We start from the raw sequence: 13,205 nt of genomic DNA, 5'->3' as shown, positions 1-13,205 counted from the left end.
GCGCGTTACAATTTTTGATTTGCGATAGTATTATTCGCAATTTGTAATTTTTCTTTGTTAAATCTTCCTATGGCTTCTTTTATATTTTCTTTAGTCACACAAAGTGAAAAACGAATATATCCTTTGCCATTACTTCCAAAAATGTCTCCGGGGGTAATAAATATATCTTTCTGATATAAAATATCATCAATGAACTCCATGGCATTTATACCCTTTGGTAATTTTGCCCAAACAAACATTCCTGTTGCTGTTTTATCATACGTACATCCAAGCATAGTAGCTAATTCCCAGATCAACTCTCTTCTTTCTCTATAGATCGTATTCATCTGTGTATACCAACTATTAGAAATGTTTAATGCAGCAATAGCTCCTTTTTGGATTCCTTGAAACATACCACTATCCATATTACTCTTTACTTTAAGAATAGCATCAATTTTATCCTTGCTTCCGCTCACCATTCCTACTCTCCATCCTGCCATATTGAATGTTTTGCTCAAGGAATTTAATTCTAAAGCAACCTCTTTAGCACCGTCAATAGACAAAATACTTATGGGACTATCATTTAAAATAAAACTGTATGGATTATCTTTTACCAACAAAATATTGTGCTCGCGTGCAAAAGCAATTAGTTTTTTAAACAATTTGACATTTCCATTAGCACCGGTGGGCATGTGCGGGTAATTAATCCACATTATTTTCACTTTGCTCAAATCTCTCTTTGCCAAAGCTTCAAAATCAGGTTCCCATTCATTGTCGGCTACTAAATCGTAGAATATCGGTTTGGCACCTACCAAATTGGTAACCGATGTGTATGTTGGATATCCAGGATTTGGAACTAACACCTCATCACCTTCATTCAGATATGCCAGGGATATGTGCATAATCCCTTCTTTGGATCCCATTAGAGGTAAAATCTCGTTTTCCGGATTTAAAGACACCTCATATTTGTTGCTATAAAAATCAGCAATTGCTTGTCTCAATTCTGGTAATCCTTGATAGCTTTGATATTTATGAGCGCCATCAACAACAACCGCATTTTGTATTGCTTCCACAACTTCTTTAGGCGGATCCAAATCAGGGCTACCTATAGCCATATTCAAAATAGGTTTTCCTGAAGCTGCTAAAGCTCTTACTTCACGTAATTTTTTAGAGAAATAGTATTCCTCAACTGTTTCTAACCGTTTTGCCGTCTGAATGCTCATCCGTTTTGATTTTTATATTCTCCTAAAATTTTAAGTTCTAATGCCATAATTTTTAATATGGAAATAGCTTTTTGATAATCCTCATATTTATTAAAGGTAACATCTACAAAGAATGAATATTTCCAGGGCATATCGATTACCGGTAATGATTGGATCTTTGTAAGGTTTAATCTGCAATCACTCATTACGTTGAGCACAGTAGCTAAACTCCCTCTTTTATGGTCCGTCAAAAACTTTAATGATGCTTTATTAATTTCTTCTTTATTAACACCAGAATCTTCTTTAGTATGCAGTATAAAGAAACGTGTACTATTTGATTTAATCGTTTGTATCTCTCTTGCTAAAATATGCAGCTTGTAAATATTAGCCGCTGTTTCACCAGCCACCGCTGCAACACCTCTTAATTGCTGTTCCTGAATTCTTTTTGCAACATCTGCGGTATCTGCATCTTCCACCAATTTAATATGAGGTTGCCCTCTAAAAAACTCTTTGCACTGTAACAATGCCATAGGATGAGAATACACCTCTTTTATATCAGAAATCTCTTGCCCTTCTAAAGCCATCAAACAATGATGAATCGGTTGAAAGTATTCTCCACAGATCGTCAAATCGTGCTCATCGATATACGCATAATTAGGAATTATAGATCCTGCTATAGAATTTTCTATAGCCATTACAGCATCTGTACTTTTCTTATTTTCTAGACTATGAACCAGTTCCTGAAAAGACATGCATTCGTCAACATCCACTTCATTCCCAAAATATGCTTGTGCAACTCCGTGATGATAAGAACCTCTTATTCCTTGTATGGCAACTTTCTTTCTCAAACGTTTTAAATTTTTACCTCAAAAAAAAATCCCGAATTTTCATCGGGATTCTAAATTTATAAATTTTACTTATTCATTTACATAGTTATCCCGATCTTACTTTTAAAATAAAAGAAGAAAAAATAAAATCGGTTCCAAGTAAACAAATTGTTCATTGTTGTTTCAATATTATGGTGCTAAAGTAGCCAAAACTATCTCTTTTTAAAACAAATTTTCATTTTTTTCATAGATTCAAACCTATTATCATTAAATATTAATTTTTTAATGGAAATGAATAACAATTTTTAAATAAAAATTAAGTAATCATGAGAATCTTTTATGTTTTTGAACACTAACAAACGTTAGTAATTATATTACTCCCAGCTCTTTACCAACTTTCGTAAATGCTTTTACGGCTTTTTCTAGGTGTTCGCGCTCGTGTCCTGCTGATAATTGCACTCTGATCCTAGCTTTTCCTTGAGGTACGACAGGATAGAAAAAACCAATTACATAAATACCCTCGTCTAGTAGTTTAGCAGCAAACTCTTGTGCCAAGGTAGCTTCATATAACATCACAGGAACTATTGGATGATCTCCAGGAACAATATCAAAACCTGCGGCAGTCATTTCTGACCTGAAATACTTGGTATTCGCTTCTAATTTATCTCTAAGGGCTGTAGAAGAACTTAATAAATCCAATACCTTTATGGAAGCTCCTACTATTGATGGGGCTACTGTATTAGAAAATAAATACGGTCTGGAGCGTTGTCTTAACATTTCTACAATTTCTTTTCTTGCTGCAGTGAATCCTCCTGAGGCACCGCCAAGTGCTTTTCCATAGGTTCCTGTTATAATATCGATTCTACCCATTACGTTTCTATATTCATGGGTTCCTCGTCCGGTTTTACCAAGAAAACCTGTAGAATGACATTCATCGATCATTACCATCGCTTCATACGTATCTGCCAAATCACAAATCTTATCTAATTGAGCAATCGTTCCATCCATAGAAAATGAGCCATCTGTTACAATTAATATTCTTCTGGCCCCCTTTGCAGATTTTAATTGTTTTTCAAGATCGACCATATTATTATGCTCATATCTAAACCGTTTTGCTTTACATAAACGGATACCATCTATAATAGAAGCATGATTTAGAGAATCAGATATAATCGCATCATCTGCAGTAAGAATAGGTTCAAAAAGACCACCATTTGCATCAAAAGCAGCAGCATACAAAATACAGTCTTCCATACCTAAAAACTCAGCTGTTTTTCGTTCCAATTCCTTATGGATATCCTGAGTACCACAGATAAAGCGGACAGAAGATAATCCATAGCCGTGTGAATCAATAGCATCTTTACCAGCTTGAATTACATCGGGATGAGACGATAAACCTAGATAATTATTTGCACAAAAATTTAAAACGTGTTTTGTGTTTGTCGTATCAATTTCTGCTCCCTGAGGTGTAGTAATTATTCTCTCGGATTTATATAATCCGGCAGATTTAATATCATCCAGTTCTTTTTGTAAATCTTCTTTTATATTTGAAAACATAGTGATTCTATTGTTTATTTTTAATTTCTAGTAACTTTATTTCGAATTCTATAATCAAAGGATTTATAGCGTTAAAATTTCTTTATTTCTCGAACCCTTTTTATATTTGTCTTCTAATTTTTGAATCATTATTTCTGTGATATCTTTCAAATTAAACTGTGATTTCCATCCCCAATCATTTTTTGCAGAAGTATCATCAATTGATTTTGGCCATCTTGATGCGATCTCCTGTCTAAAATCAGGTTCATAGCTAACTTTAAAATCAGGATATAATTTACGAATTTCAGCAACAATTTCTTCTGGAGAAAAACTAATCCCTGCAATATTATAAGAAGTTCGTAATTTAATATTTTCTTTTGGAGCCTCCATCAATTCTATAGTTGCCCTTATGGCATCATCCATAAAAATCATTGGAAGCGTAGCATCCGCTTTTAGAAAACAACTGAAATCTTCTTTTCGCACCGCTTTATGATATATATCTACTGCGTAATCAGTTGTTCCTCCACCTGGTAATGATTGGTATCCAATAACACCAGGATAACGAATCGATCTTACATCAAGTCCATATCTAAGAAAGTAATACTGGGCCCAATTCTCTCCAGATGCTTTACTCATACCGTAGACCGTAGCTGGATTCAAATAGGCATCATTTGGTGTATTAGTTAAAGGAGCTCCTTCTCCAAAAACCGCGATAGAACTGGGAAAAAATACACGATCGATATTATTATTTCTGGAAACCTCGAGAACATTGAATAACGTCTTCATATTAATATCCCAAGTGTTCAAAGGTGTTTCTTCTCCTTTGGCAGACAGGATAGCGGCAAGATGATATATTTGGGTAATACCATATCTTTCTACCACTTCTTGAACCCTATTTCTGTCAGTAGCATCAATAACTTCGAAAATTCCTTTACAATCCTCACTTTTTTTTAGATCTGAGGCTATAACATTTTCTATGGTATATTTTTTCTGAAGCTCTTTTGTCAATACAGAACCTAATTGTCCGTTTGCACCAATTACCAAAATTTTCGTATCCATATACTTTTTAAAATTTTAACACTTTACAGCATTATTCACTTACTAAAATAAGAATAACGACTTTTATATCCGAAAATTCACATAAACTAAGTAATTATTCCTTTATTTTTATAATTAAAAAGTTATATTTACTTTAATCATATACTAATTTTACTTATTAAAGTAATTTTTTTGACTATATTATGGAGCAATTAGATCAAACAGACATTACTATTTTAAGAATCCTTCAGAAAGATTCTAAAAAAACCGCTAAAGAAATAGCAAAGATTCTCAACCTGACCCCTTCTCCTGTTTATGAGCGAGTTAGAAGATTAGAAAAACAAGGATTCATTAAAAAATATGTAGCAATCCTTGATAAAAAACTTATAAACAAATCAATCACAACCATTTGTCAGGTATCTATGCGCTACCACAACGAAGCGTTTATTGAAAAGTTTGAAGAACAAATCCAAAATTTAGAAGAAGTTCAGGAGTGTTATCATATGGCTGGTCAGGTAGATTTCATATTAAAAATTCACACCCAAAGTTTAGAAGAATATCACGATTTTGTAAAGACAAAACTTTCTAAAATTGAGAATATTGGAGTCCTAAACAGCACCTTTGTTTTAAAAGAAATCAAACATTCTTCTGAGTTTTACATCTAGAAATAAGGATAATTTTTTAAATTCTTAATTCTTTAGGTTTTACACGTAAAATCGATAGAAACTTGTATATATTTTTATTAACTTTCATTATGAATTACTTAGTTATGAAAAAAGCCTCTTCCATATTAGCTTTATTGTTTCCAATAATTATTTTTTCTCAAAGCTCTCAGTATCATATTACTTCTTATTTAGATGAAGGCACTAAAGCGCCCAATACACATTATATTGGAGAAGCATGGTTGAGTTCATTGTTTAAGGATGATGAAGATTTGAAATATAATATTACAAAAGCAACATTTAGAGCAAACTCAACATTGGATTGGCACAAACACTCATCACCTCAGGTATTAATTATTTTGGATGGCCAAGGATATTATCAGGAAAGAGGAAAAAAACCTATAGTAATCAAAGCCGGAGATATTGTAAAATGTAAAAAAAATATTGAACATTGGCACTCATCCACTAAAGATAATGATGTAACCTATTTAGCATTATATGCTGGAGATAAACCTACACGGTGGACTGAAGTTCTTACACAAGAATATTATGACAACATCGCAGAGGAGCTAAAACGTAAATAAGAAATGGTTCATTACGTTTTTTGATTAGTATTGGTTTAAAATTATTCTCTTTTTATAGTGAAAACAATTTACTGATTATCAAACATATAGGTTGATTCTGATTTTAGATAGCCAAACCTTACCAGTATTTAAGCATAAAAACTATAAATTTAATTGAATATTCATACAATAATTATGCATTTATGTACTTTTGAATATAATCGATTCAGGATAGAAAACTATGTCAATTTCAGTATCAAATATTTCAAAAATATATAATAAACAAAATGCTTTAGAAGGAATTACTTTTGAAGTAAAAAAAGGAGAAATTGTTGGATTTCTGGGTCCCAATGGAGCGGGTAAATCAACAATGATGAAAATTCTAACTACCTTTTTGAATCCATCAGAGGGAAAAGCATTGGTAAATGGTTTTGACATTCATACAGAAACAACAGCGGTACAAAAAAGTGTGGGATATCTACCAGAGCATAACCCTCTTTATCTAGAGATGTTTGTAAGAGAGTACTTAACTTTTAACGCTCAGGTTTATAAAATTTCAAAATCCAGAATTGAAGAAGTAATTGAATTAACCGGTCTTACGCCAGAAGCCAACAAAAAAATAAATCAATTATCCAAAGGATATCGTCAGCGCGTTGGTTTAGCCTGTGCCTTATTACATGATCCCGAAGTATTAATTCTTGATGAACCGACAACCGGACTTGACCCAAATCAATTGGTAGAAATAAGAGAATTGATCAAATCAGTCGGTAAGAAAAAAACAGTTTTCCTTTCTACGCATATCATGCAAGAGGTAGAAGCTATGTGTGATCGGGTAATTATCATCAATAAAGGTAAAATAGTAGCAGATAAAAACCTCAACGAGATGATGGACCAAGCTGATCAAATTGTAGAGGTCGAATTTGACTATCGGGTTGAAGAGGCTTTTTTATTGAAGCTTGACAAAGTGAAAAATGTTAAAAACATACAAGGATTTGTGTATGAATTAACTTTTGACACTACCAGTGATATGCGCTCTGCTGTTTTTGACTTTGCTCACGATAATGAGCTAAAAATCCTTCAGCTTTCCAGAAAAAACAAGGACTTAGAGAGTTTATTTAGGGAATTAACAAAGTAATTCAATTGTGAACATATATTAACTAGCTTTTTCAAAATCATGCAACACCTCTTTTAATGCTTTAACAGTAACTGGTTTTACAATATAATCACAGACACTCTCATAAGATTTTGCTCTATGAACATCCTCTGGATCCACAGATGAAGAAACTATGTAAATTGTTATTTTCTTTCCGCAGGGGATTTTAACAAACTCATCCAGAAACTGCCATCCATCCAATATTGGCATATTTAAATCTAATAAAATGACATCTGGTAAGTTTTGATTTTGAGCAATAATAGATTTCAAACCTTCTAATGCTTCTTTTCCATTTTTAAAGACAAGAAGATCATTACAAAAATCAATAATCTCTATAATTCGCTTAATACCGAAAACAAAAATTGGATCATCATCAATAACGCAGGCAATATCAATCTTTCTCATACTTCATAAAAATTTTAAAAGTTGTTCATCAATTCTAAAGAATTATCTAAGGCTAGGCTAGGTTTTAAGAGAAATGAAACATTCAACTGGCTGCTTTAAAATCATTCAGTATATCGGTTAACACACTGATTGATATCGGCTTGTCTATATAGTTACTCACCATTTCATACGATTTTGCTCGTAACGTATCTTCCGGATCGATAGAAGAAGAAGCAATATATATAGTTATTCTTTTATTGCATGGTAGTTTGACAAATTCATCCAGAAATTGCCATCCATCCAAAATCGGCATATTAAGATCTAGAATAATAACGTCTGGCAAACTATCTTTCAATGACATGATTGATATTAAATTATCCAGCGCTTCCTGACCATTACTGTATACTAAAACACTATCACAAAAATTAATAATTTGCATGACCTTTTTAACTCCATATATAAAAATGGGATCATCATCGATTACGCAGGCTATATTAAATTTCTCCATGTTTAAGATATATTTCAAAGGTTGTTCCTTCATTGATTTTACTATGTACTTCGATCTTTCCACCAAGAGCTTCTACCTGATTTTTCGTAATAAACAATCCTATTCCTCTTGAGTCGGGGTTATTATGAAATGTTTTGTACATCCCAAATAGCTTGTTTCTATGTTTTTTGAGATCTATTCCGATTCCATTATCCTCTATAACTACTACTACAAAATCTTCATCACTTTTAGCACTTAGATTAACAAAGCTTTTTCTTTCGGGGGAGCGATATTTAATACTATTTGTTATGAAGTTTAGAATAATACTATCTAAATAGGCCGGAATACCCTTAACAAAGATTCCTTCCGGGATACTATTTTTGATGTCCACCTCAGCATCAATAGCAATACCTTCAACCGTATGAACTACGTTATCCATTGCTTCTTTCAGATGAATTGAAGTTAGGTTATCCCCTAGTGTTGAATTATTTATTAAAACTACCTCATTTAAATGTCTTATGGTATCTGAAAGCTTACCTGAGGCGCTTTTAAATAGTTGAATAATTTCAGATTCTTTTGCTGCAGGATTCTCCTTAAGGTAAATATCTAACAACATCTCAAAATTACCTGCATGAGATTTTAGGTTATGTGATACGATATGAGCAAAATTGCGTAAGCGCTTGTTTTGGTCCTCTGTCAATTCTAAAATTGACTTGAGTTCTTTTTCTGCTTTTTTAATTTCACTAATATCAGCGGCAACGCCTAGATACCCAATAATGGTTCCTTGCTCTTCAATTGGAGTTATTGTCAATTGCACCGGGAACCGTGTTCCATCTTTTTTAACATATGTCCATTCTCTTGTAAAATGACTTTCTTTGTCAGCTATTTTTGAAAATACATCAAAGCCTTCAATTTTTTCATTTAAAGATTCTGCAAGTTCTTTTATCACTTCTTTTATTTCTTCATCTAGGTGCAAGACGGTAAGAATCTCTTTATAAATCAATTCTTCTTTTTTATATCCTAGCAAATTCTCTGCCCCTGTATTGAAGGTTGTGATATACCCTTCTGTATCTGTAGAAATAATACTAACATTATTACTAGCCCCCAAAACGCCTTCTAATTTTGCCAAAGCTCGTTGAAGATTTTTAGTAACGCCTATTCTTTTACTGATATCCATTATCTGAGAGACATAATAAAGAGGATTTTGATTTTTATCTTTAACGATTGATACCGATAAAAGTGTATAAATTGTTTTTCCTGTTTTATCAATATATCTCTTCTCTAAGCGGTAATACGGAATTTTTCCTGCTGTAAGCTCCTTAAGTAATTCTAAATCTTTCTTCAAATCCTCAGGATGCGTGATATCGTGAAAAGTCATATTGGTTAACTCTTCCTTTCGATAACCGACCATTTCGCAAACTGCTTCGTTCACCTCTACCCATCTTCCATTTAAATCAATAATTGCCATACCAATGGCAGCATTTTCAAAGTTTCCTCTAAAAGCCTCCTCACTTATTCTCAGTTTGTCTTCTGCCATCTTCCTATCGTTAATATCATGCATAGCTACGACCGCGCCTGTAATTTCGCCATCAAGCCCTTTTAACTGCGAACCATTTGTAACCACTGTCCTAACTTTTCCTGATGTCGGTTTAATAACGATTTCTTCGTTCTGAACGTGCTCTCCTTTTAAAGCTCTTAATAACGGAATATCTTCTGGTGATAATGGTGTCACCGTATCAGATTTATATAGACCATAATACTGTGATAACTTCTCGGGGGGGACCGGTTCTACCGGCAATCCGTGCCATTCTTTAGTTGCCTTGTTAAATAGGGTTAACTTACCATTTTGATCACAGGATACAATCCCTACATCAATAGTATTTAAAATAGCTTCCAAAAACACTTTCCTCTCTGCATTAACTGCTTCAGCTTCCTTTAATTTTGTAATATCTGATGTATGCATTAAAATACCACCAACACGTCCCTCAGTATTATACCAAGGCCGAAGTTCCCAAGAAATCCATTGTTTTGTTCCGTCGTCTCTTTCAAAAAAATCCTCATCCTTTTGTAACGTATTTCCTTCAAGGCATTCTTCATAATTGGCCTTCCATTTTATGTCAATTCTTGGAAATACCTCATAATGTGATTTACCAATGATATTTTGACCTTCAATATTATAATCTTCGAACCATTTTGCCGATGCCGCCAAATATTTCATATCTCTATCAAACATGGCGATTGCACTAGGCGCTTGGCTCACAAATAATCTATTTTTTTCTAGAGCTTTTTTATTTTGAGTTATATCTACGTGAGATCCAACCAACCATTCGGGATTTCCCTCCTGATCCCAACTTGTTATTTTCCCTTTTATGAGCACCCAAATCCATTCGCCATTTTTATGTTTCATTCTAACTTCACACTCATAATTTGGGGTGAGCCCTTCATAATGTGACTGAAGTATTTTTGTAGATTTTGCGTGATCTGAGGGATGCATAAAATTGACCCAAGTATTTAAAGATATAGGTTGCAGTTCCAATAATGAATAACCCATTATCTGCGCCCATTGCTCGTCAAAAATTACTTCTCCTGTTCTTAGATTCCATTCCCACGTACCCAATTTACCTCCATCCAGAATTTCTTCATATTTTTCGACCTGTTTTTGAAGATTTTCTTCTGCTTTTTTTAATTCAGTTACGTCTGTATGGGCTCCTATCATCCGGATAGGTTTTCCCTGATCATCACGAATGGCAAATCCTTTACAACGAATCCAAACGGTATGACCTAATTTATGAGTGTAACGAACGATCTGATCGTAAGGATAGGAGGGATCTTGTGTATGTTTAGCAAAATTATCCAACGCTTTTTTAAGATCTTCCTGATTAATAATATCCTGCCAAGCCGATGCTTTGTGTGGCATTTCAGTTGGATCATACCCTAGTGTAGTCCAAAATTTCTTATTCATCCACTCATTTTCAGGATTATTCAAATCCCAAAACCATAGACCATCTAGTACAGAGTCTTGAATAAAATCAAAAATTTTATCATCCTTCTTGATCAGCTGATAAAGTTCTTGGCGTAAATAATTTTCATTTAAGTGTACGTAATCCCTGGGCGTAGTCTTTTTGCTATAGGCCATACCATATTTGTTAATATTCAAATCTTAGATAAACGGGGTTATTAAATTTACGCAATTTAGATCATTACACAATGAGGTATAAACTTTAAATAAATATGGTAAAACCATAAATACAAAAATAGGTAAATACAGGATTTTAAATGATTATTTTGTTATAAAAATTTGATTATCAGTTATTCATAAATTAATAGAAAAGAAAGTCTTATGAAAAAAAACGCAAATGAGCTCAGGATTACTTCAAATCAGCAAACGGGAAAAATCCCTTTTTAAGGCTAAAATTATAAAAATGTAAGAAATTACCTAAATATCAGCTTTCCTGTAAAAAATTCTTCCACCTCAATGTTCGGAGGGACATTCACTGAAATAACGTCTCCCGTACTTCGTATTTCTCCTGTAATAGATTGTTGTGGATTAACGATAATTTTATTGGTACCTCTATGAAAAATAGAGACGCTTTGGGCAAGAAGATCTACACCTTCGAATCGTCCTGTGCCAGAGAAAAAACCAACACTCAGATTTTCAACATTTCCTTTGATAAAAAAAGTGCCGATATTATTACCTACCACGCTCAAATTTTGACTATCTACTTCCAAGGTAAAAGTACCAGTAGTATTTCCTCCATTATCTTCATTAAAATCCTCTATCAACAACCTCAAGGAAGGATATCTTAAAACTCCATCAGAAGAAATATCAAACTGTGTCTCACTTCTAATTTCTGTAATGTTTGGAGCAGTTACAAAGATTTTGGTTTGATTAAAATCTCGCACAAAATTACAGTCGTTTGTATTAGTCAAAATTAAACGATTTCCTTCTACAACTGCGGAGACTTCATCCAGCAAATTATCTCCGGTTTCAATAATAACAGAAGTTTCTTGTTCTTCTTTAAGAATCAATTCTACCCCAGGATTCACCAAGATTCTCGTAAAATCTGAAACTTCGATCTCTTTTCTTACGATATCACCCGTCCGTTGAAAACAATCGATAGCATTTTCTGTATCACAAGCAACTAGAAGCAAGCTTATTACTACAAGAGTTATTTTTTTCATAATCTGTATCCAATTGAAAATTCTACCGCCTCTGCTTTTGCAGCATGTGATCTTACCGTAATCGATCCAAATATATTTTTACTAAAATAATAACGTGCTCCAAAACGATTATAGACTTGTCCTTCAAAATCATAGGGATAATAAATGTAATATCCAAGTTGGGTTAATATTGATATTTTATTAATTCTTAATTCATGTCCTAAAAAGACTCCAACTCTTTTTGAATCTTCATCACCCGTAGTTCCGTCTTCAAAATCACCTGTAGACCTAAAATCTATAAATCTTTCTAGAGCTTCAGAAAAAAACAATTCCGCTCCTAATTGAACACTACTCTTTTTATTGAGTCGCTTATCTGCAAAAGCTCCAAAAGTATAAAACGGATATTGCCCGGATCCTACCACATCACTTTCATTAATTCCTCCTCTAAATATAAACCCATAACCAATAGGTTCTGTGCCTTTGACAGCTCCTTTTCCTTTTTCGACATATTCTGGATATTCGGTATCTAATATATAATTAAGACCTACATTAAAAACAAACGTATTCGTGCTTTTGTTTGGTGCTTTAACATTCGCATTGGAGTAGTGAATCACGCCAATACCAGCCTGAATACCAAGCCCACCAATTAAATTTTCTCTTTTAAGGTTTAACATTGCAAAAGTAGAACTCATAAAATGCGAACCGTAGGCAACATTTCTAAAATTATCATCTTCATCATAAGGCTTTGTTGTATATGCTAATCCTTGCCCTAATCTCAGCATTAAAATACGTTTAAAGAAATAAAAATTATAATGTGCATAGAGTCCATAGTTTTCACCCAAGAACTCATTATCCATGTTTTGATAGATAAATGATACACCATAATCGGGAGCATTATATAATCGTTGCCATTCTTTGGTTCCAAAAGTTTTTCGGTTGGCAGACAGTATAACCCCCATTGGATGCCCTGTGATCAAATGTGATATATCTGGATTATGTTTTAAAATTGTGCCATAGAAGTTGTTGACATCGAAACTATAATATGCTTTATTGTGATCAGAACCTGTCTGGTCTTTGTATTGCGCAAAACCTTGAAGAGAAATAATAAAAAAAAATATAGTAGTCCGTAAAATCATTCCGACAAATGTAGTAATACTTTTTAAACGCTCTTGTCAATTCTAACATACTGTTAGAAATAAACTTAGAACAAAAT

General features: G+C 33.3%; 12 protein-coding genes. 3 read left to right on the top strand and 9 right to left on the bottom strand.

The window, feature by feature from the left end:
- Positions 1–5: 5 nt before the first annotated feature.
- The 4 genes from ACE94K_RS07805 to ACE94K_RS07790 all read right to left on the bottom strand — a co-directional run bounded on the left by ACE94K_RS07805 (position 6) and on the right by ACE94K_RS07790 (position 4,603).
- The gene (locus ACE94K_RS07805) at positions 6–1,202 is read right to left on the bottom strand and encodes a pyridoxal phosphate-dependent aminotransferase (protein ID WP_378182381.1); all 1,197 of its coding nucleotides are present in this window, start codon (positions 1,200–1,202) and stop codon (positions 6–8) included.
- Complete coding sequence (locus tag ACE94K_RS07800; protein ID WP_378182379.1) at positions 1,199–2,029, bottom strand: prephenate dehydratase; 831 nt, start codon at positions 2,027–2,029, stop codon at positions 1,199–1,201. Before ACE94K_RS07800 ends, ACE94K_RS07805 begins: the two co-directional genes overlap by 4 nt.
- A gap of 348 nt (positions 2,030–2,377) precedes the next feature.
- A complete protein-coding gene (gene kbl, locus ACE94K_RS07795; protein WP_378182376.1) occupies positions 2,378–3,565 on the bottom strand; it encodes a glycine C-acetyltransferase in 1,188 nt (395 codons plus the stop codon).
- 63 nt (positions 3,566–3,628) lie between these two features.
- Positions 3,629–4,603 (bottom strand): NAD-dependent epimerase/dehydratase family protein, encoded by a 975-nt coding sequence (locus ACE94K_RS07790; RefSeq protein WP_378182373.1) that lies wholly within the window; start codon positions 4,601–4,603, stop codon positions 3,629–3,631.
- A 182-nt stretch (positions 4,604–4,785) separates the two neighbouring features.
- On the opposite strand from ACE94K_RS07790, the gene ACE94K_RS07785 reads away from it, so the two are divergent.
- The 3 genes from ACE94K_RS07785 to gldA all read left to right on the top strand — a co-directional run bounded on the left by ACE94K_RS07785 (position 4,786) and on the right by gldA (position 6,942).
- The gene (locus ACE94K_RS07785; RefSeq protein ID WP_378182371.1) at positions 4,786–5,247 is read left to right on the top strand and encodes an Lrp/AsnC family transcriptional regulator; all 462 of its coding nucleotides are present in this window, start codon (positions 4,786–4,788) and stop codon (positions 5,245–5,247) included.
- 89 nt (positions 5,248–5,336) lie between these two features.
- Entirely contained in the window at positions 5,337–5,828 is a 492-nt protein-coding gene (locus ACE94K_RS07780) for a cupin domain-containing protein (RefSeq protein ID WP_378182368.1), read from the top strand.
- A 220-nt stretch (positions 5,829–6,048) separates the two neighbouring features.
- Positions 6,049–6,942 carry a gliding motility-associated ABC transporter ATP-binding subunit GldA gene (gene gldA / locus ACE94K_RS07775; protein ID WP_378182365.1) on the top strand — a complete coding sequence of 298 codons (894 nt, stop codon included), beginning with the start codon at positions 6,049–6,051 and terminating at the stop codon, positions 6,940–6,942.
- 18 nt (positions 6,943–6,960) lie between these two features.
- Here gldA and ACE94K_RS07770 read toward each other — a convergent pair whose 3' ends face one another.
- The 5 genes from ACE94K_RS07770 to ACE94K_RS07750 all read right to left on the bottom strand — a co-directional run bounded on the left by ACE94K_RS07770 (position 6,961) and on the right by ACE94K_RS07750 (position 13,128).
- A complete protein-coding gene (locus ACE94K_RS07770; protein WP_378182362.1) occupies positions 6,961–7,365 on the bottom strand; it encodes a response regulator in 405 nt (134 codons plus the stop codon).
- Between the two features lie 82 nt (positions 7,366–7,447).
- The gene (locus ACE94K_RS07765; RefSeq protein WP_378182360.1) at positions 7,448–7,852 is read right to left on the bottom strand and encodes a two-component system response regulator; all 405 of its coding nucleotides are present in this window, start codon (positions 7,850–7,852) and stop codon (positions 7,448–7,450) included.
- On the bottom strand, positions 7,839–10,967 hold the full coding sequence (locus tag ACE94K_RS07760) for a PAS domain S-box protein (protein WP_378182357.1): 3,129 nt from the start codon (positions 10,965–10,967) through the stop codon (positions 7,839–7,841). The genes ACE94K_RS07765 and ACE94K_RS07760 overlap by 14 nt, the downstream gene beginning before the upstream one ends.
- Before the next feature lie 296 nt (positions 10,968–11,263).
- Positions 11,264–12,013: a head GIN domain-containing protein gene (locus ACE94K_RS07755; protein ID WP_378182354.1), complete on the bottom strand. Its 750-nt coding sequence runs from the start codon at positions 12,011–12,013 to the stop codon at positions 11,264–11,266.
- Positions 12,010–13,128: an acyloxyacyl hydrolase gene (locus tag ACE94K_RS07750; RefSeq protein WP_378182351.1), complete on the bottom strand. Its 1,119-nt coding sequence runs from the start codon at positions 13,126–13,128 to the stop codon at positions 12,010–12,012. The genes ACE94K_RS07755 and ACE94K_RS07750 overlap by 4 nt, the downstream gene beginning before the upstream one ends.
- Positions 13,129–13,205: the final 77 nt, after the last annotated feature.

Origin of the sequence: Aquimarina besae, from assembly GCF_042434905.1 — a bacterium.
In the GTDB taxonomy this organism is placed as follows: Bacteria; Bacteroidota; Bacteroidia; order Flavobacteriales; family Flavobacteriaceae; genus Aquimarina.
Note: the sequence above shows the minus strand (reverse complement) of the source record. Positions and strands in the feature narration are given on the sequence as shown.